The sequence below is a fragment of the Pseudomonas sp. A-B-19 genome, assembly GCF_019947515.1.
Classification (GTDB): domain Bacteria; phylum Pseudomonadota; class Gammaproteobacteria; order Pseudomonadales; family Pseudomonadaceae; genus Aquipseudomonas.
This window is the reverse complement of the sequence record NZ_JAGYGN010000031.1, coordinates 17170-37376: the sequence shown is the minus strand read 5'-3', so window position 1 is coordinate 37376 and position 20207 is coordinate 17170. Positions and strand designations below refer to the sequence as shown.

Genomic DNA, 20207 nt, shown 5'->3' with positions numbered 1-20207 from the left:
GGCTCATTGGCCAAGACGACGTTTGGCCCGTAAGCGCAGGGCCAGGTAGGCCATGGACGCAAGCAGCAGGACCCCGAGAAGCGTGAACAGCATGAGCGCCATGACGTTCTGCGAGAGGTACCACTGCAGATAGCGCAACGGACCCAGGCGCCCGACGTAGTAATCCTGCTCGGCGACCAGCGATTCGACATGCTTGCCCCTGACCACCACCAGACTGCCTTGCAATTGGTTGGCATTTTCTTCGCCGCTGAGCAGGGCACTGGTCACGTCGGCCAGGCCGCCGGGCCTGGTGCCGGCGATAAACACCACGCTGCGCCCACTCTTGAGCGGCGATTCGAATCCGGTCAGATAAGCACTGCCGTCCTCGGCGCTGAACCTGAAGCTGCTGCGCGCTTCGCGCCGATTGGTTTGCGTATCCGGGCTGATCCAGTTGCGCACACGCAACGGCAGGTCCGACAGTTCAAAGTACTGCGCAGCGTCTACGCCCCTGGCCGGCAGAAGGTGTTGCCATTGATCCAGCAGCGGCTGATTGTTGCCCGAGGCGAGCACCAGCAAATCCCGGTCGCGTTGCTCAGCGACCTGGTCGGCGTGGACCACCTTCACGCCGGTGGCCGGATAACCGGTGGAGTCGCCGAAGCGGCCCAGCAGGGTCAGATAGGCGCTCAGATCGGCCGGGCCTGGCTCGTTGGGCAGGATCACCGATGTTTCAGACAGGTCGGCCATGCGGGTGAACGGGAAACCACTGTCCTTGAACACCCCGAGGTTGGGCATGGCCATGAAATGTTCGTATTGGCTGAGGTCCAGGGTCGAGTCCGGGTCGATCACACCGCGCATGTTGTCGATGATGATGTCGCGGCATTCGCCCTGTTTGATGTAGTCATACATGAAGCGAAATTGCAGGCGCGATTGCAGCGCGACTGAATTGAGCGGCAACAGCATGCGCGACGTGCGGGCCAGGCTGTCGTCGGTTTTGAGCATCGACAGCAGGCTGTCGCTGTTGCCGAGCTTCTCGATCGAAGGCAGGTCGATCGACTTGATGAAGGTGTCGTTGAAACTGATCAGCAACGAAGAATTGGTAGAGACCGGTTGCGGCGTATAGCGGTACTTCAGGTCAAGTTGCGCACCGGGCTCGCGCCAGTTGAACAGGTCGGGTGGCAAGCGCAGGGCAACCGTCATTGGTCCCGGGTTATAACCCGACACATTGAGTTCTGCGGGTTTGGTCAGTTCACCCAGGCGAACCGGGCGATCGGAGGGCAGCCAGTTGGGCGCGTCGTACGGCTGGCGTGGCTTGAGCGAGTCGATCCGGTCGATCACCACGCTCTGCCCGGAAAAGGCCGAGCCACCGAGGGCCAACGCGGTCGCGGCGACTTTGAGATCGGCGCCATCGCGCCCGGAGACGATCAACAGTTTGCCCTGAGCATCATTGGGGTTGCTCACCAGGGTCAATGTCGGCCCGGTGGCCCCTTTGATCGGCAAACCACTCAAGGTCGTTGAGTCGCTGGCGCTGACAAATACCACTGCGTTGCCTTTGGCCGGCAGGCTGCCGAGGCTGGCGGGGAAGGTTGCACCGCGGTAGCTGGCCAGGGCGCCGAACCAGGACGACAGGATGCCGGCGGCTTCAAGCTCAGTGCCGCCTGGGCGCGCGGTGAACACGAAGGGCAACTTCAGGGGCGAGGCGTCTCGACGATCGAACAAGGGCAGCGGCAGCGCGGACAGGTCGTTGGGCTGTTTAATCGAGGACACCTGGAGGCTCAGCTGGCTCTCGTTGCCGATCCTGGCCCACAGGCTGGAGTGCAAAGGGTCTTCACATTGCATCGTGTAATGACCGATGAACTGCAGGCTGAGCCGGTTGAATTCGGTGATGGTCTGCGGCGGAATCTGCACGGTCCGGGTCTGCAATTTACCGGCCTCTTCCTTCGGGAGGGGCAGGCTGGCGGCCACTTGATCGTTGATCAGCACGTTGATTTGCGAAAGATCGGCCAGCAGCGCCGGTGAGTAGCTGTACTGCAGCGTGATCTGTGCAGCCGTGACGACTTCATCGGCGCGCACATCGAAATTCACGCTGTCGGTAGCCTCCACGCCTCTAAGGGTCATCGAATAGCTTTTGCCCAGCTCCTTGAGGGTGCGGGTATAGCTGTTGCCCGCGGCATCGGTTTCAGGCAACGATGCGACCGGCATCACCGCCGTGTCCGTGGCGCTGATTTGGGCGGCAGCACTCAAGGCACAGCCGCTCCAGCCCACTAGCGAGCAGGCGATCAGCATGAGTGAGCGAGGAAGAAAGGTCTGGCGAGTGTAAGGCTTCAAGATCGTTGCGTGTCCGCGGTGGAGTCGATAGGTGATGGAGCGCCCCGGCGTTTGCGTAGTAGCGCGCGGCTGTCCTTCAGGGTTGCTACGAACAAGCGCAGGATGGCGCGCAAGCCAATGCTGCTGACCTCGCGCAACGCCGACATGGGCGCATCGAGGCGGCCGTTACCCCAGGTGTTGGCCCAGGTGTCGGCCCGTGAAAAGGTCAGTCGCACCAGCTCACTTTGCTGGCGCAGGGTCAAACCCTCGAATTGCACCCCCGTCACGTTGTCGTTGCTGAAGATCGTTTTTGCGGGAAAAAGGCTTGAGGGAGGTGTGCGCAGAATGCACAGCCGCAGCTTCTCATCGACGCTGAGCTGAACCTGCGGTGGCAGTGCCAGACCTACGCCGTTTTGTGAGAAGTCCTGGGTTTTGCAATCGAACGAAGTGCCGTCTTCGCGATAGACGCGCACAGGCAGATCTGCGGGCACCCTGGGTTCGTTACGCACCTGAGAGGACTCGGTGGCCACCGCCACGGCAGTGCTGACGATGATGATGTTGTACACGGTCCAGGCCAGGTTGATCAGCAGGGTCGTGACCTGGGCCGAATCACCCCCGATCAGTTTCACCACGCCGATCACCAGACCGATCATGTTCAAGGTCAGCAGGACGATGTAAGGCCGCGCGAGCTTCCAGTCGAAATAGTCCTGCTCGATGGTGCCGCCCTTGTCGGTCACGTTGAACTTGCCCAGCGAAGGGCTGATCAGGGCCAACAGTACCGGTCGCATGATGTACCAGGCCAACACCGACTCATACACCTCGTTCCAGAAGGAATGGCGGAAGCGCCCCTGGATGGCGGAGTTGGTCAGGCTGGAGTGGAAAATATGCGGCAGTACATAGACCGTGACCATCAGCGCCGAGGCATGGAAAATCTGCGCGTCGAACATCAGGTAGGCCAGGGGGGCGGTCAAGAACACCAGGCGAGGCAGGCTGTAGAAAAAGTGCATCATGGCATTGAGGTAGCAGATGCGCTGCCCCAGGTTCAGACCTTTGCCAAACAGCGGATTGTCGGTGCGAAAAATCTGCGCCATGCCCCGCGCCCAGCGTATGCGCTGGCTGATGTGTCGGGAAAGGCTTTCGGTGGCCAGGCCCGCCGCTTGTGGAATGGCGAGGTAGGCCGTATTGAAACCACGGCGATTGAGCTTGAGTGCCGTGTGCGCATCTTCCGTCACGGTTTCGGTGGCGATGCCGCCGACTTCCAGCAAGTGAGTGCGCCGGATGACCGCGCAGGAGCCACAGAAGAATGCCGCGTTCCACAGGTCGTTGCCGTCCTGCACCAGGCCGTAGAACAGCTCGCCTTCATTGGGCACCGAGCGAAAGGTATCGAGGTTCTTTTCGAACGGATCCGGTGAATAGAAGAAGTGCGGTGTTTGCAGCAACGCCAGGTTAGGGTCCTTTAAAAACCAGCCCATGGTGATCTGCAGGAAGGAGCGGGTGGGCACGTGGTCGGCGTCGAATATGGCAATGAACTCGCCATCGGTGACCTTGAGAGCCTCGTTGAGGTTGCCGGCCTTGGCATGTTGATTGTTGTCGCGGGTGATGTAGTTGACACCAATCTGCTGACAGAACGCCTTGAATTCCTCCCGGCGTCCGTCATCGAGCATGTGCACCCGCAGTTTGCCCTCGGGCCAGTCGATGGCCTGAGCCGCAAGCACTACCAGTTTGACGATGCCCAACGCTTCGTTATAGGTGGGAATGAAGACATCTACCGTCGGCCATTGCGCGGGCGGCTGTTGCAGAAACTGCGGTGTGCGGTGCAGCGGCCAGGCGGTCTGTACGTAGCCGAAGACGAGGACGAGCAAGGCATACAGTTCGGCCAGGACCAGCCCGTAGCCAAATACGGCATCCAGCCAGTTGTCGAAGCCCAGGGTGTCGGTCAGGCGCCAGTACATGTAGCGCAGCGAAGCGATCAGCGAGAGGGTGATCAGGGTCAGGATCGCCAGACGCCCGGCTTGCTTGCGGATGATCAGGCTGGCGGCAAAACAGACGGCGGCAAACGCGGCCTGGGAATACAGGTTCAGCGGCGCTGTGAGGATGCCCAGCACCAACAATGCAGCGATCAGCCCGGCGGAGATCTTCAGGCCCTGGCGGCAACGCAGGGGCCAGCGACTGACGTGCGCCTGGAAAGTATCCAGTCGCTGCTGCAACCACCACGTCTTTGCAGGCAGCTGGTTGAGCCGGGCGGTCATGGCATGTCCTGCGGGCTTGAAGCATCCGCGCAAAGCAGGGCATGGACCGCGCCTGACAGCGAAAGAATGTCCAGACAGCCCATGCTCTCAGGTGCGTACTGCAACAGGTCCCGACCATAGGCCAGCGACTCGTTGAACTGGTGATCGAGGCGAATCGTCCCGATCAGGTTGGCACCGAGCCGCCGCCGAAACAGCACGCCCATGTCCCTGCTGAACGAACGCGAGTCATCCCGTTGATTGAGCACATACCGTTGTTGCTGCGCGCGTCGTCGGCTGGTTTCCAGCCACTGGGTCATGGTGTCCAGTGCCAGGTAGGAGGCCGCGTCGGCCACCGTCATCACCAGTACCAGATCGGCAGCGTCGAGTGCCTGTTGCGAATAGACGGTCGCACCCGAAGGCGTGTCCAGGATCACGGTATCGTTTTCGCTGAGGTCCATTGACGCGAGGTGCTGATTCAACCAGTCAGAGTCTTCAAGCATCAACTGCTTGAGCAATCGGCGCTCGTTCACCTGGCCAGTGCCGAAGGGCAGGCACTCGCTGTCGCCAAAGCCCGGCAGGCGATGAGCGCCCCAGTCTGCGCCCTGCTCTTTGAGCTGGATCAGCCCGGGATCCTGCCTGGTGATACCCAAGTGGCAGGACAGCGCGTTCTGAGGGTCCAGATCAATAGCGATGGTTCGCCCGCCAGGGCGCCGAAGGGTTTTTGCGAGGCCCGCGGCGACGGTGCTTTTACCCACCCCACCATTCGCCGAAACGATGGCAATGACCTTCGCCCTGGTTCGCTTGCGGGTCGCTTCCGGCAGACCGTCTCGACGAACCTGGTTGAGTTCACGCAACAGGTCGCTCAATCGCTGACGGTCACCTGTAGCAGAACTCGCAGGTGGCTCGGTCAGGGAAGAGGATTTGGGTGGCGGTGGCGAGAGGGCAACATGCTTCACCGGCTCGACCGGCGCGCCAATCAATAAAGAAGGCTGTGGCTCGTCCAGTAGAAACACGGGGGGCGTTGGCGTTGGTATTGGGGGAGGCAAGGCCTCCGCCGGTTCTGGTTCAGCCAGCGCAGGTGTAATCGGGGCCTCTTTGAAATCTTTATAGTTCGGTTGTATTTCCTGGTAACTCTGCGCATTGGCGCCAAAACGTGTAAAAAGTTTCGTAATGTCGTCTACATATTTCATGCGTTGTACCAGGAATGAAATAGCTCAGAAACTCAGCATTCCATTAACTTGACAAAGTTGATGCGTTGTCTGGATGTTGGCAGAGTGCCACTAATGTAGTGGTACCTGCGTCCCGGTGTCAACGAATGTTATAATAAGTCAGTGAGGCTTGTTGGTGTTGGACTGATGTTATTGAGTTGTTTTGTTATGTGTGGGGCGTGTGAGTTTTAGAGTGTGCTCAATAATGACTTTGTAGTGGTGTGTAATATGATAATGGTTAGTTGGGGTATAGGTGCGATGGCACGCCAGTGTTTATCGCTTTCGATGGTTTGATGTCGGGTTTATATATTAAAGAAGTTGGTTTGTGTATTTGAAGGAACAGTGATGGTTTCAAAAAGTACTTTCGGATAATGCAGTGGGTGTCGCGTATGTCAGGCCGCGTAAAGTCGCAAAGAAACTTCCCGTCTGGCTACAACGGCTGAAAATCAACACGCCTTATCAAGCGAGCCATTTGAAAATCGGACATAGCGATTGCTCGTCGGTCGTTCACCGGCAGGCTCAATGTTAATTTTGTTCAGGGTTGTGTTCGGGACACTTGGCGCTGCGCTGGGTAAAGTCATGATCGCTCGCCCGGCCTGGTGTGTTTCAGATGGATTACTGAATGGCCAGCAACTGGTCAGGGTGGGCACCCATTCAGACAAGGTGCAGGCGACAGGCTGAGGCATTCAGCTAACGTTCGATCGTTCGCCTCGCCAGTTGCGTTACACACACTCTCCCTGAGGTGACTGGCGGGGTGAACCCTGCACGCGCCGGATGCGACAGGTGGAGATTCCAGGTTCCGGTGTTCAGCTATGCTTTCAGCACTTTGTTCAAGAAATGGATTTCACTATGAGCAGCGTAAGAAAGCCGACACAGCGAGAAATCTGCGATGCCTTGGAACTTAGCGAAAGCGAGGTCGCGTTGTACGTTGCAGAAGTAGAGGAAAAGGCTGATGGCTCGGGGCACTGGATCTTTTTCAGCGTATTGACGCCTGACGAGGTACTGTTCTGGCCCAGGGTCGGTAACAGCCTGAGGCTTGAAACAGATGCCATAAACCGACTCTGGACAAAACAATCATCGAGTATCGCTCGGTAGGTTTCCGGGGTCGCGCTTTAACTGCGCCAAGCTCTTATCCTTAAATGCTCACGAGACCTTTTCACTGGTCTCGTAGATGCCTGTTCTTTTATCACCTGTCAGAGGTCTGGTTTGAACACGCCGGCAACTCATCGACAGCATGTCCGAAGGCAATAGAGTCATTGCCGTTGGCTGCGTTATCCGCGATCAAACCTCGCTGATGTCGACCCAGCGCTGTTCCCGTGCCGCCAATCGAATCGCCGTCGCCAGCCGCTCAACTTCCAGAGCTTGCTCGAAATCGGTGCCGGCTTGTCCATGGCCGGCCAAGGCCATGATCAGCTCATGCACTTCCAGCGTTTTCAACTCGTTGTAGCCCAGTTGATGCCCCGGCGCTGGACTGAACGCTGCATATCCGGGCAGGTTCGGCCCGGCCAGTAAACGCTGGAAACCATCCTGGCCGACGCGGCACAGGCGTAACTCATTCAAACGTTCCTGATCGAATGCCAGGGTCCCTTGGGTGCCACTGATCTCGAAACTCAGGTGATTCTTGTAGCCGTGCTTGAGCCAACTGCTGCTGAAGGTGCCACGTGCGCCGCTGGCGAAGCGCAGTAACGCATGGGCCTGATCGTCGACGGCAATTGTGCGTTGTTCCCGGCTACCGGTGGTGGCCGGGCGCTGGCGGTGCACGGTCTGGGAATCGGCGCATACCGCTTCGACATCGCCGAGCAGATAGCGCGCCATGCCCAGCAAATGGCTGCCCAGATCCGCCAGCGCGCCACCGGCATGTTCGGCCTCGCAGCGCCACGACCAGGGGGACGCTGGATCGGCCATGAAGTCTTCGCTGAATTCGCCTTGAAAGCTGATGATCTCACCGAGTCTGCCGCTCTGAATCAACTCCCGCGCCAGGCCGATGATCGGGTTGTGCTGGTAGTTGTAGCCGACACGGGTGACCACGCCCGCATCCTTGGCCGCCAGGTGCATGGCATTGGCCTGTTCAAGGTTCACCGCCAGCGGTTTTTCGCAGTACACCGGTTTGCCAGCGGCAAGCGCGGCCATGGCCATCGGGTAGTGCAGGTGGTTGGGTGTGGTGATGGCGATCAGGTGGACCTTGGGATCGTCGATCAATTGCTGCCAGTCGCCATAGGCCTGCTCAAAGCCCCAGGCAGTGGCGCATGCTTGCGCACGAACGGGATCGGCGTCGGCCAGGGCAGCGAGGCGAAGCGTGAAGGGCAGTTCGAATGCTGCGCTGACGTTGCGAAAGGCCAGGGCGTGGGCACGCCCCATGAAACCCGTGCCGATGAGTCCGATTCCGAGTTCGCGCATGACAGGATCCTTTGGTTTTTGTTTTCAGGAAACCTGTTTATAGAATAAAAATTCTTTTTTATCAATTATGGAATAAATATTCGCAGTCGGCCGCTGAGCGCTCGCGTGCAAATGTGGGCGTTCTGCGTTGCGCGCGGCGCGGTAACGCCAGTGTCTCGGTCAGTCTTCGAACCCGACCTGCTCGTGAATCTCATCGACTTTCAATTCCAGTCGATAAGCCACGGCGATAAACAGCGCCTGGCACAGGCACAAGGTCGCACTCAATGAGCGGAAGGCAAACGAGCTGCCTTCATTGACCAGCAGCACGGTGTTGGCGCGCTTGGCCAAAGGCGAAAGGTTACTGTCGGTGATGATCAGGGTTTTTGCCTGATGATGCTGGGCGATGCGCAGACAGTGCTGGGTTTCCTTGCCGTAGGGCGTGAAGCTGATGGCGATCACCAGGTCATTGGCGCGCACGCTGCGCATCTGCTCGCGGTAACTGCCGCCGAGCCCCGACACCAGGTGGATGCGCTTGTTGGTGTGTTGCAGGTTGTAGACCAGGTAATCGGCCACCGCGAACGAACGGCGCACGCCGACCACGTAGATGTTGTCAGCGTTGACCACCAGATCCACGGCCTTGTCGAAGGCCTGATCATCGAGTTCCAGCCCCAGCCGTTCGATGCCCGACAGGGTGGCGTTGATGCATTCGCGCGCCAGGTCGCCGCCGCTGGCCTTCTGTGACTTGTTGGCGATCATGCTGCGGATGCGTTGCTGGTAGTTCTGTACCGGCGTGGTCTTGTGGGTATACGCCTCGCGAAACAGTGCCTGCATTTCGCTGAAACCACTGAAGCCGAAGCGCTGGGAGAACCGCACGATGGCCGACGGATGCACGTCGCACTCGCGGGCAATGTCGCTGATGCGGTCGACCATGATCCGGTCGCTCTGCTGGCTCATGTAGCTGGCAATGCGTTTGAGCTGGCGCGGCAGGCTTTCGTATTCATCGGTGATCAGCTGCAGCAGACGCTCGGCATTGATCGGGGGGCTGGTGAGATCGCTGTCGGGCGTGCTCTCGGTCGTAGCCGGCTGATCGGTGCGGGACATGAGGAAATCCTTCTGGCTTGTTCTTATAGGGACGACTTTTCACCTCGTCCCCTGACAATAGGTTGGCTGTGCGCAGTCTACAGGGTAGGCCCGGATAAAATCTTGAGCTTGCCGTCGACACAGGCTTGCTGAAACGATGGACTGGCTCTGGAACGCGTGTACTGAAGTTTATTGGAAAAAATATTCCACGTAAAAAATATTTGGAATAATTATTGATTGTTTGGCCCGGGTCGTTTTAGTCTGCCTCCACCAAGAGTGTTCGGCGCGGCCATCGCCCCGAACGCAGGCTGATAAAAATAACAGGAGCCAGCATGGGCCAGACTCGTTTTGCCAGTGGGCGTCAATTGGATCTGATTTGCCTGGGACGCCTGGGCGTCGACCTCTATGCGCAGCAAGTCGGGGCGCGGTTGGAGGATGTAAGCAGCTTTGCCAAGTACCTCGGTGGCTCGTCCGCCAACATCGCCTTCGGTACCGCGCGGTTGGGGCTCAAGTCGGCGATGCTGAGCCGGGTAGGGGACGACCATATGGGGCGCTTCCTCGTCGAGTCCCTGACCCGTGAAGGCTGCGATGTCAGTGGCATCAAGGTCGATCCGGAACGCCTGACCGCCATGGTGCTGCTGGGTCTCAAGGACCGCGAAACCTTCCCCTTGGTTTTCTATCGTGAAAACTGCGCCGACATGGCGCTGCGGGCCGAAGACATCAGCGAAGCCTTCATCGCTTCCAGTAAAGCCTTGCTGATCACCGGCACGCATTTCTCCACCGACGGCGTGTACAAGGCGAGCATCCAGGCCCTGGACTATGCACACAAGCACAACGTCAAACGGGTGCTGGACATCGACTACCGCCCGGTGCTCTGGGGTTTGGCCGGCAAGGCGGACGGTGAGACCCGTTTCGTCGCCGACCAGAACGTCAGCCAGCATGTGCAGAAAATCCTTCCGCGTTTCGACCTGATCGTTGGTACTGAAGAAGAGTTCCTGATGGCCGGTGGTGCCGAGGATTTGCTCACTGCGCTGCGCAATGTCCGGCGCCTGTGCGCGGCGACCCTGGTGGTCAAGCTCGGCCCGCAAGGCTGCACGGTGATTCATGGCGAGATCCCGGCCCGTCTCGAAGACGGTGCGATTTATCCGGGCGTGCGTGTGCAAGTGCTTAACGTGCTGGGGGCCGGCGATGCCTTCATGTCGGGGTTCCTCAGTGGTTGGCTGGAGGACGCCAGCGATGAGCGCTGCTGCCAGTTGGCCAACGCCTGTGGCGGCCTGGTGGTGTCGCGCCACGCCTGCGCCCCGGCGATGCCGACCCGCGCCGAACTGGATTACCTGTTCAACAGCCCGGTGCCGATTACCCGACCGGACCAGGATGCGGTGTTGCAGCGCCTGCATCAGGTCAGCGTGCCGCGCAAACAGTGGAAGCAGCTGTTCATCTTTGCCTTCGACCATCGCTGGCAACTGGTGGAGCTGGCGCAAAAGGGTGGCCGTGACCTCAACGCCATCTGCGAACTCAAGCAACTTTTTATCCAGGCCGTGGAGCGGGTCGAAGCCGATTTGCGCAAGCAGGGCATCGACGCCGATGTCGGGCTGCTGGCCGATCAACGTTTCGGCCAGGATTCACTGAATGCTGCCACCGGTCGCGGATGGTGGGTGGCGCGGCCGGTGGAAGTCCAGGGTTCGCGGCCATTGGCTTTCGAACACGGTCGTTCTATCGGCAGCAATCTGATTGCCTGGCCACAGGAACAGATCGTCAAGTGCCTGGTGCAATTTCATCCCGATGACGAACCGTTGCTGCGCCTGGAACAGGAAGCGCAGATCAAGGGTTTGTATCAGGCGTCCCAGGTCAGCGGTCATGAACTGCTGCTGGAAATCATCCCGCCCAAGGATCACCCGTCGACGCATCCGGACGTTTTGTATCGCGCCCTCAAACGCCTCTACAACCTGGGCATCTACCCGGCGTGGTGGAAGATCGAAGCGCAAAGCGCCGAGGAGTGGAAGCAACTCGACGAACTGATTCAGGAGCGCGATCCGTATTGCCGAGGCGTGGTGTTGCTGGGCTTGAATGCTCCGGCAGCAGCACTGGCCGAGGGCTTTCAACAGGCCAGCCAGAGCCAGACCTGCCGCGGGTTCGCCGTAGGGCGGACGATTTTCCAGGAGCCAAGCCGTGCGTGGCTGGCCGGGGAAATCGACGACGAAACGCTGATCCGCCAAGTGCAGGGCACGTTCGTCGAACTGATCGAAGCCTGGCGTGCGGCGCGGAGTTGAACAAATTAGCTGATTGATGGGGCTTTGTGGCGAGGGAGCTTGCTCCCGTCGGGCTGCGAAGCAGTCCCAAATCAACCAGCCCGGTGTATCAGGTAAACCGCATTCACAGGTCTGCGACTGCTTCGCAGCCGAGCGGGAGCAAGCTCCCTCGCCACAGGTGATGGGTTGAACATTTTTTGAGAAAACAATAAAAGGTGCAGCCATGCCCGCTATCCGAATTGGCATCAACCCGATCTCCTGGAGCAACGACGACCTGCCGTCCCTCGGTGGCGAGACGCCATTGAGCACCGCCCTCGGCGAAGGCAAGGAAATCGGTTACGAAGGTTTTGAACTCAACGGCAAATTCCCCAAGGACGCCAAAGGCGTCGGCGACGTGCTGCGGCCCTATGACCTGGCACTGGTGTCCGGCTGGTACTCCAGCCGTCTGGCACGGCGTTCCGTGGCCGAGGAAATCGACGCTATTGGCAGTCACGTCGAGCTGCTGGCGAAGAACGGCGCCAAGGTGCTGGTCTATGGCGAGGTCGCGGACTCCATCCAGGGCCAGCGCATTCCTCTGGTCGAACGCCCGCGCTTGCACACCGAACAGGCCTGGCAGGAGTACGCCGACAAGCTCACCGAGCTGGCGCGCTTCACTCTGTCCCAGGGCGTGCGCCTGGCCTATCACCATCACATGGGGGCTTACGTCGAATCCCCGGCCGACATCGACAAGTTGATGGCCCTGACCGGCAGCGAAGTCGGCCTGCTGTTCGATTCGGGCCATTGCTACATGGGTGGCGGCGAACCCTTGCAGGTGCTGCGCAAACACATCGAACGCATCTGCCACGTGCATTTCAAGGACGTGCGCAAACCGGTGGTGCAGCTGGCGCGCAACAACCTGTGGAGCTTCCCGGACTGCATCATCAACGGCACCTTCACCGTGCCCGGCGATGGTGATATCGACTTCGGCGCATTGCTCGATGTGCTGCTGGCCGCCGATTACCGCGGCTGGCTGGTGGTCGAAGCCGAGCAGGACCCGGCGGTGGCGCCAAGTTATGTCTACGCGAAAAAAGGCTACGACACCTTGCGCGCACTGCTCGATGAGAGGGCCGCGCGATGAGCCTGTTGGTCAAAAGCAATTCACGCGGCCGGACCATGGTCGAGTTGGGCCAGGGTGAACTGGAATACGTCGGCTTCGCCGCTTACCGCCTGAGCCTCGGTGAGTCCCTGCCGGTCTCGGCGGGTGATAAAGAACTGTGCCTGGTGCTGCTCAGCGGTCGCGTCAGCATCAAGGGCGAAGCGCCGGGGCAGGGCGCGTTCGACTGGGACAACATTGGCGATCGGCAGTCGGTGTTCGAAGACAAGTCTCCGTTCGCCGCGTACTTGCCGCCCGGCAGTCAAGCCCAGGTGGTGGCGTTGAGCGATGTGCAAATCGCCGTCTGCGCCGCCCCCGGTTCGACCGCCGACAACCTCGGTCCGCGACTGATCAGACCCGACAGCATGAAACGCAGCGTGCGCGGCAAGGGTGCCAACACCCGCTACGTTTGCGACATCCTGCCGGACACCGAGCCCGCCCATTCGCTGCTGGTGGTGGAGGTGCGCACGCCGTCCGGGCACTCGTCGAGCTACCCGCCACACAAGCACGACACTGACGATCTGCCGCACCAGAGCTTTCTCGAAGAAACCTATTACCACCAGATCAACCCGCCCCAGGGCTTCGTGTTCCAGCGGGTGTACACCGACGATCGCAGCATCGATCAGGCCATGGCCGTGGAAAACAGCGACCTGGTGGTCGTGCCCAAGGGTTATCACCCGGTCAGTGTGCCGTACGGCTACGAGTCGTATTACCTGAACGTGATGGCCGGTCCGAAACGCGTCTGGCAGTTCCATAACGATCCGCAGCACAGTTGGCTGCTTGATCTGTGAACTGAAAAGCCTGAATTCCAACGTCTGAATTCCCATTTCTGTACGGAGAACAAGAACAATGAGCGACGCCCAGGTAATCGGCCATTACATCGACGGTCAGGTGCAAGACACCGGCAGCGAGCGGTTCAGCAATGTCTTCGACCCGGCCACCGGCAACGTGCAGGCACGGGTCGGTCTGGCCGGCGGGAAGACTGTGGACGAGGCGGTCGCATCGGCCCTCAAGGCCTTTCCGGCCTGGTCGGAGCAATCATCCCTGCGCCGTTCGCGGGTGATGTTCAAGTTCAAGGAACTGCTCGACCGCCATCACGATGAACTGGCGCAAATCATCAGCCGCGAACACGGCAAGGTGTTTTCCGACGCCAAGGGCGAAGTCACCCGTGGCATCGAAATCGTCGAATACGCCTGCGGTGCGCCGAACCTGTTGAAAACCGAATTCAGCGACAACATCGGCGGCGGCATCGACAACTGGAACCTGCGCCAGCCACTCGGTGTTTGCGCCGGGGTCACGCCGTTCAACTTCCCGGTGATGGTACCTCTGTGGATGATTCCGCTGGCGCTGGTGACCGGTAACTGCTTCATCCTCAAGCCGTCGGAGCGCGATCCGTCCGCCAGTTTGTTGATGGCGCGGTTGCTGACTGAGGCCGGTCTGCCGGATGGCGTGTTCAACGTGGTCCAGGGTGACAAGACGGCGGTCGATGCGCTGCTGCAACACCCGGACATCGAGGCGATTTCGTTTGTCGGTTCGACGCCGATTGCCGAGTACATCCACCAGCAGGCTACCTCGCGCGGCAAACGCGTACAGGCCCTGGGCGGAGCGAAGAACCACATGATCGTGATGCCCGATGCGGACCTGGATCAAGCGGCAGATGCCTTGATTGGCGCCGCTTACGGCTCGGCCGGCGAGCGTTGCATGGCGATATCGATTGCCGTTGCGGTCGGCGATGTCGGTGACCGGTTGATTGCCAAGCTGCTGCCGCGCATCGATCAACTGAAGGTTGGCAACGGCCTGCAGGGTGACACTGACATGGGGCCGCTGGTGACGGCCGAACACAAGGCCAAGGTTGAAGGCTTCATCGATCAGGGCGTGGCCCAGGGCGCACAGCTGATTGTCGACGGTCGCAACTTCAAGGTGCCGGGCGCCGAGAATGGCTTCTTCGTTGGCGCGACGCTGTTCGACAAGGTCACGACCGAGATGAGCATTTACCAACAGGAAATCTTCGGTCCGGTGCTGGGCATCGTGCGGGTACCGGACTTCGCCAGCGCGGTGGAGCTGATCAACGCCCACGAGTTCGGCAACGGTGTGTCCTGCTTCACCAGCGACGGCGGCATCGCCCGAGCCTTCGCCCGCACCATCAAGGTTGGCATGGTTGGCATCAACGTGCCGATTCCGGTGCCCATGGCCTGGCATTCGTTCGGTGGCTGGAAGCGCTCGTTGTTCGGCGACCACCATGCCTACGGCGAAGAAGGTATCCGTTTCTACAGCCGCTACAAAAGCGTGATGCAACGCTGGCCCGACAGTATCGCCAAGGGCCCTGAATTCAGCATGCCAACGGCTAAGTAATTCACCTGTGCGGAGAACAACAATAATGAGCAAACCCCTGCGTTTCGCCTTGAACCGTATGGTCGCCCCACGTTTGTCCCTGCCGGCGTTCATCGAGTTGGCGGTGACCCTGAAGGCCGACGCCATCGAGCTTCGCAACGACCTTGAAGGTGTCGAGATCGAAGATGGCACCGCACCCGGACGCGTGGGTGAGTTGTGTGCGGCCAAAGGCATCACCGTGCTGTCGATCAACGCGTTGTATCCGTTTGATGTGTGGAATGACGAGCGCCGTGCACAGGCCTTGAAGCTGGCCGCTTATGCTCGTGATTGCGGCGCTCGAGGGTTGGTCATGTGTCCGCTCAACGACCGTGCCGACCCGCGTAATGAAGCCGCACGTGCTTCAGGTTTGCGCACGGCGTTGACTGAACTGGCGCCGATCCTGCGCGATCACGGCATTCTCGGTTTCATCGAGCCGCTGGGTTTTGAAGAATGCTCGCTGCGACGCAAGCGCACGGCGGTGGACACGATCAAGACCATTGGCGGGCTGGATGTGTTCCGGTTGGTCCACGACACCTTTCACCATCACCTGGCCAGCGAGCATGAGTTCTTCCCCGAGCTGACCGGGCTGGTGCACATCTCCGGTGTCGAGGATGCCGAGGCACCACTGGCGACCATTCGCGACGGCCATCGGGTGCTGGTGGGCGAGGGCGACATTCTCGGCAACGCGGCACAGATCGAAACCTTGCTCGCTACCGGCTACAGCGGCTACCTGTCGTTCGAACCGTTCGCCGACAGCGTGCATGGCCTGGCGGATATCGAGCGGGCGATCGGCGCGAGCATGGATCACCTGCAAAAAACTCTGGCCTGAGACAGTTATCGAACTGATTGGAGAACCCTTGTGGGAGCGAGCTTGCTCGCGATGGGGCCTGCACATTCAACATTGATGCTGGCTGCCAGTCCGCCATCGCGAGCAAGCTCGCTCCCACAATGATCAGTGTTCACAGCACATACCGGATTTGGCTTCAAAGGAAGGTGCAAGCATGACCACAACAAGACTGACCATGGCCCAGGCCCTGGTGAAATTCCTCGATAACCAGTACATCGAGGTCGATGGGGTCCAGAGTAAATTCGTCACCGGGATCTTTACCATTTTCGGCCACGGCAACGTGCTGGGTTTGGGGCAGGCCCTGGAGCAGGACAGCGGTGACCTGATCGTCCATCAGGGCCGCAACGAGCAAGGCATGGCCCATGCCGCCATCGGGTTCGCCAAGCAGCACCTGCGGCGCAAGATCTACGCCTGTACTTCATCCGTGGGACCGGGTGCGGCGAACATGCTGACCGCTGCCGCCACGGCGACGGCCAACCGCATTCCCTTGCTGCTGTTGCCCGGCGATGTCTATGCCTGCCGCCAACCGGACCCGGTGTTGCAACAGATCGAGCAATTCCACGATCTGAGCATCAGCACCAACGATGCGTTCAAGGCTGTGAGCAAATACTGGGACCGCATCAACCGTCCCGAACAACTCATGACCGCGGCGATCCACGCCATGCGTGTGCTCACCGATCCCGCCGAAACCGGCGCCGTGACCCTGGCTTTGCCGCAAGACGTGCAGGCCGAGGCGTACGATTATCCCGAATACTTCCTGCAAAAACGCGTGCACCGCATCGAGCGCCGTCCGGCCACCGAGGCGATGCTTGGCGATGCACTGGCGCTGTTCAAAGGTAAACGCAAACCGCTGATCATCTGCGGCGGCGGGGTCAAGTACTCTGGCGCCAACTCCGCGTTGCAGGCGTTCGCCGAGCGCTTCGACATTCCTTTCGCCGAAACCCAGGCCGGCAAGAGTGCGGTGGTGTCCAGCCATCCGCTGAACGTCGGCGGGATCGGCGAAACCGGTTGCCTGGCGGCGAACCTGCTGGCCAGGGACGCGGATCTGATCATTGGCATTGGCACCCGTTACAGCGACTTCACCACCGCGTCGAAGTCCTTGTTTCAGCACCCGGAAGTGCAATTTCTCAACCTCAATATCAGCCCCTGCGACGCCCTGAAACTCGACGGCGTGCAATTGCTGGCGGATGCCAGAACCGGTTTGTCGGCGCTGGCCGAAGCGCTGGGCGATTATCGTTCGAGCTGGGGCGATCAACCCCGTCAGGCCAAGGCGCAACTGGATGAGGAGGTCGATCGCATCTATCAGGTGGAATACCAGGCCAAGGATTTCGTCCCGGAAATCAACGACCACATGGACCCGGCGGTGCTGCGCGAATTCATCGAGCTGACCGGCTCCTGCCTGACCCAGAGCCGCGTACTCGGGGTGCTCAACGAAACCCTCGCCGATGATGCCGTGATCGTCGCCGCCGCCGGCAGCCTGCCCGGTGACTTGCAGCGCAGTTGGCGCAGCAAGGGCGTGAACACCTATCACGTCGAGTACGGTTATTCGTGCATGGGTTATGAGGTCAACGCCGCATTGGGTGTGAAACTCGCCGAGCCTGAGCGCGAGGTCTATGCACTGGTGGGCGATGGCTCCTACATGATGCTGCACTCGGAGCTGGCGACCTCGATTCAGGAGCGGCGCAAGATCAACGTGGTGCTGCTCGACAACATGACCTTCGGCTGCATCAACAACCTGCAGATGGGCAACGGCATGGATAGCTTCGGCACCGAGTTCCGCTTCCGCAACCCGCAAACCGGCAAGCTCGATGGCGATTTCGTGCCGGTGGATTTCGCCATGAGCGCTGCGGCCTATGGCTGCAAGACCTACAAAGTGAACACCGTCGAAGCGCTGCAAGCCGCTCTGGCGGATGCGCGCTTGCAGACGGTGTCGACGCTGATCGACATCAAGGTGCTGCCCAAGACCATGATTCACGGCTACCTGTCGTGGTGGCGGGTCGGCGTGGCGCAAGTCTCCACCAGTGCGCGCACCGATGCTGTGGCCAAGACACTGAATGAACGACTGGCGAAGGCCCGTCAGTACTGATTGCCCCTGAAACAACAACAAATTTTCACAGGAGAATCTTCATGTCATTGCTCTCTAATTCATTGCGCATTGGCGTCATCGGCACCGGGGCCATCGGCCAGGACCACATCCGTCGTTGCAGCCAGACCTTGCTCAACAGCCAGGTCGTGGCGGTCACCGACATCAATTTGCAGCAAGCGGCCAAGGTCGTTGCCGATTTGAAACTGACTGCCGAGGTCTATCCCGACGGTCACGCCCTGATCAACGCGCCGGAAGTCGAGGCGATCCTCGTTACCTCCTGGGGGCCGAGTCACGAGGAGTTCGTGCTGGCAGCGATTGCCGCCGGTAAGCCGGTGTTCTGCGAAAAACCGCTGGCGGTCACCGCCGAAGGCTGCCGCAAGATCGTCGAGGCCGAAGTGGCCCACGGCAAGCGTCTGGTGCAGGTTGGTTTCATGCGACCGTACGATGAAGGTTATCGCGCGTTGAAATCAGTGATCGACAGCGGCCAGATCGGCGAGCCGTTGATGCTGCATTGCGCCCACCGCAACCCGACCGTGGGTGAGAACTACAAGACCGACATGGCGATCACCGACACCCTGATTCATGAGCTGGACGTGTTGCGCTGGTTGCTCGACGACGATTATGTCTCGGTGCAGGTGGTGTTCCCGCGCAAGACCAGCAAAGCCCTCGCGCATTTGAAAGACCCGCAGATCGTGCTGCTGGAAACCGTCAAGGGCACGCGCATCGACGTCGAAGTGTTCGTCAACTGCCAATACGGCTACGACATCCAGTGCGAAGTGGTAGGGGAGACCGGCATCGCCAAACTGCCGGAGCCGTCCCAGGTGCAGTTGCGCAGTGGCGCGAAGCTGTCCAACGCGATTCTGATGGACTGGAAGGACCGGTTCATCGCTGCGTATGACGTCGAATTGCAGGCATTCATCGATGGTGTGCGCGCCGGGCAGGTTGGCGGGCCTTCGGCGTGGGATGGCTTCGCAGCGGCGGTGGCGGCGGATGCGTGCATCGAAGCACAGAACAACGGCCAGATCGTCAAAGTCGCTCTCCCTGACCGCCCCCACTTCTACGACTAACCACAACCTGATCTCTGCTGACACTCATCGATCATGTAGGAGCTGCCGCAGGCTGCGGCAGCTCCTACAGGGGGCATAACAATAAGAAGGAGTTGATTCATGCGCATCGGACTTGTCGGATACGGCCATGGCGGCCGGTTTTTCCATGCTCCACTGATCAGCAGTTTGCCGGGTGCAACCTTCGTCGGTGTGGTAACCCGTTCAGCCGAGCGGCGCCAGTTGCTGGCGGCAGAACATCCCGGCGTGCCGGCCTTCGACAGCATCGGCCAGATGGTGGAAGCGGGGATCGATGTATTGGTGGTGTCGACACCACTCAAGGGCCGCCCGGCACTGGTGCTCGACGGCATCGAGCACGGTGTGGCGGTGGTCAGCGACAAGCCGTTCGCCGCTGACGCGCAACAGGCGCAAACCCTGATCACCATGGCCGAGCGCCAGGGTGTGCGGCTCAGCGTCTATCAGAACCGGCGCTGGGACTCGGACTTCCTCACGGTACGCAAACTCATCGAGTCAGGGGCGCTGGGCCAGGTCACCCGTTTCGAATCGCGGATCGAGCGTTACTCGCCACAGTCGGTGAACAACGGCAGTGGCGGCGGTTTCTTGCGCGATCTTGGCAGTCACCTGGTGGATCAGGCGTTGTTGCTGTTCGGTCCGGTGACACGGGTCTACGCCGAACTGGATTATCTGGAGAAAGACCAGACGTTCGATAACGGCTTCTTTATGTCCCTGACCCACGCTAACGGCGTGACCTCGCACCTGGGCGGCAGTTGCCTGCAAAACACCCCCGGCCCGCGCTTTCGCGTGACCGGCACTCAGGGTTGCTACAGCGTCGACGGTCTGGACGGGCAGGAGGCGTCGGCGCTCGCCGGGCTCACACCGAAATCCGAAGGTGAACGCTGGGGCGTGGAAGAGCATCGCCGCTGGGGCTGGTTCGAACAAGGCGAAGTGCGCGAAAGGGTTCCCTCCGAGCGTGGTGGCTGGAATCAGTTCTATTTACAACTGCAAACCGCGTTGCAGAGCGGTGGCCCACTGCCTGTGGACGCCCGTGATGCACTGGCGACCACCCGCGTGCTAGACGCTGCGCGGCTGAGTTTCGAGCGCCATCAAGTGGTGCAATTGAGCTCGTTCGAGAGTCATGGAATAAAATCATAATAAAATTCTAAAATGAGTTGATATGGAATATATTTTCCAATAAAGTCATTTTCAGCGAGCTGCCTCGCACCCGGTTCCAACTCTTTTCCCGCTTGTCCGCTTACTGAAATCGTCACGCCTTATCCATAAAAC

Annotated in this window: 14 protein-coding genes; 8 read left to right on the top strand and 6 right to left on the bottom strand. The window is 59.9% G+C overall.

The window, feature by feature from the left end:
* Window positions 1-3: 3 nt before the first annotated feature.
* The 5 genes from bcsB to KGA81_RS25575 all read right to left on the bottom strand — a co-directional run bounded on the left by bcsB (window position 4) and on the right by KGA81_RS25575 (window position 9196).
* Complete coding sequence (gene bcsB / locus KGA81_RS25595) at window positions 4-2262, bottom strand: cellulose biosynthesis cyclic di-GMP-binding regulatory protein BcsB (protein ID WP_223549718.1); 2259 nt, start codon at window positions 2260-2262, stop codon at window positions 4-6.
* A 38-nt stretch (window positions 2263-2300) separates the two neighbouring features.
* On the bottom strand, window positions 2301-4532 hold the full coding sequence (gene bcsA, locus KGA81_RS25590; RefSeq protein ID WP_223549677.1) for a UDP-forming cellulose synthase catalytic subunit: 2232 nt from the start codon (window positions 4530-4532) through the stop codon (window positions 2301-2303).
* Window positions 4529-5701, bottom strand: coding sequence for a cellulose biosynthesis protein BcsQ (bcsQ, locus tag KGA81_RS25585; RefSeq protein ID WP_317850822.1), 1173 nt, complete (start codon window positions 5699-5701; stop codon window positions 4529-4531). The genes bcsA and bcsQ overlap by 4 nt, the downstream gene beginning before the upstream one ends.
* 1299 nt (window positions 5702-7000) lie before the next feature.
* Window positions 7001-8116, bottom strand: coding sequence for a Gfo/Idh/MocA family protein (locus tag KGA81_RS25580; RefSeq protein WP_223549672.1), 1116 nt, complete (start codon window positions 8114-8116; stop codon window positions 7001-7003).
* 159 nt (window positions 8117-8275) lie between these two features.
* A complete protein-coding gene (locus tag KGA81_RS25575) occupies window positions 8276-9196 on the bottom strand; it encodes a MurR/RpiR family transcriptional regulator (RefSeq protein WP_223549669.1) in 921 nt (306 codons plus the stop codon).
* Between the two features lie 311 nt (window positions 9197-9507).
* Between KGA81_RS25575 and KGA81_RS25570 the strand changes: the two genes are divergently transcribed.
* From KGA81_RS25570 to KGA81_RS25535, 8 genes are all read left to right on the top strand, one after another.
* A complete protein-coding gene (locus tag KGA81_RS25570; protein ID WP_223549666.1) occupies window positions 9508-11445 on the top strand; it encodes a bifunctional 5-dehydro-2-deoxygluconokinase/5-dehydro-2-deoxyphosphogluconate aldolase in 1938 nt (645 codons plus the stop codon).
* A 202-nt stretch (window positions 11446-11647) separates the two neighbouring features.
* Window positions 11648-12541: a myo-inosose-2 dehydratase gene (iolE, locus tag KGA81_RS25565; protein ID WP_223549664.1), complete on the top strand. Its 894-nt coding sequence runs from the start codon at window positions 11648-11650 to the stop codon at window positions 12539-12541.
* A complete protein-coding gene (iolB, locus tag KGA81_RS25560) occupies window positions 12538-13347 on the top strand; it encodes a 5-deoxy-glucuronate isomerase (protein ID WP_223549662.1) in 810 nt (269 codons plus the stop codon). The genes iolE and iolB overlap by 4 nt, the downstream gene beginning before the upstream one ends.
* Window positions 13348-13405: 58 nt before the next feature.
* Window positions 13406-14908 carry a CoA-acylating methylmalonate-semialdehyde dehydrogenase gene (locus KGA81_RS25555; RefSeq protein ID WP_223549659.1) on the top strand — a complete coding sequence of 501 codons (1503 nt, stop codon included), beginning with the start codon at window positions 13406-13408 and terminating at the stop codon, window positions 14906-14908.
* Between the two features lie 25 nt (window positions 14909-14933).
* A complete protein-coding gene (locus KGA81_RS25550; protein WP_223549657.1) occupies window positions 14934-15755 on the top strand; it encodes a TIM barrel protein in 822 nt (273 codons plus the stop codon).
* A gap of 172 nt (window positions 15756-15927) precedes the next feature.
* Window positions 15928-17859: a 3D-(3,5/4)-trihydroxycyclohexane-1,2-dione acylhydrolase (decyclizing) gene (gene iolD, locus KGA81_RS25545; protein WP_223549655.1), complete on the top strand. Its 1932-nt coding sequence runs from the start codon at window positions 15928-15930 to the stop codon at window positions 17857-17859.
* A 41-nt stretch (window positions 17860-17900) separates the two neighbouring features.
* Entirely contained in the window at window positions 17901-18926 is a 1026-nt protein-coding gene (locus KGA81_RS25540) for a Gfo/Idh/MocA family protein (RefSeq protein ID WP_223549653.1), read from the top strand.
* Window positions 18927-19025: 99 nt separating this feature from the next.
* Entirely contained in the window at window positions 19026-20075 is a 1050-nt protein-coding gene (locus KGA81_RS25535) for a Gfo/Idh/MocA family protein (protein ID WP_223549651.1), read from the top strand.
* Here the strand turns inward: KGA81_RS25535 and KGA81_RS30030 are convergent.
* Complete coding sequence (locus KGA81_RS30030; RefSeq protein WP_263293464.1) at window positions 20057-20191, bottom strand: hypothetical protein; 135 nt, start codon at window positions 20189-20191, stop codon at window positions 20057-20059. The genes KGA81_RS25535 and KGA81_RS30030 overlap by 19 nt on opposite strands.
* Window positions 20192-20207 lie beyond the last annotated feature (16 nt).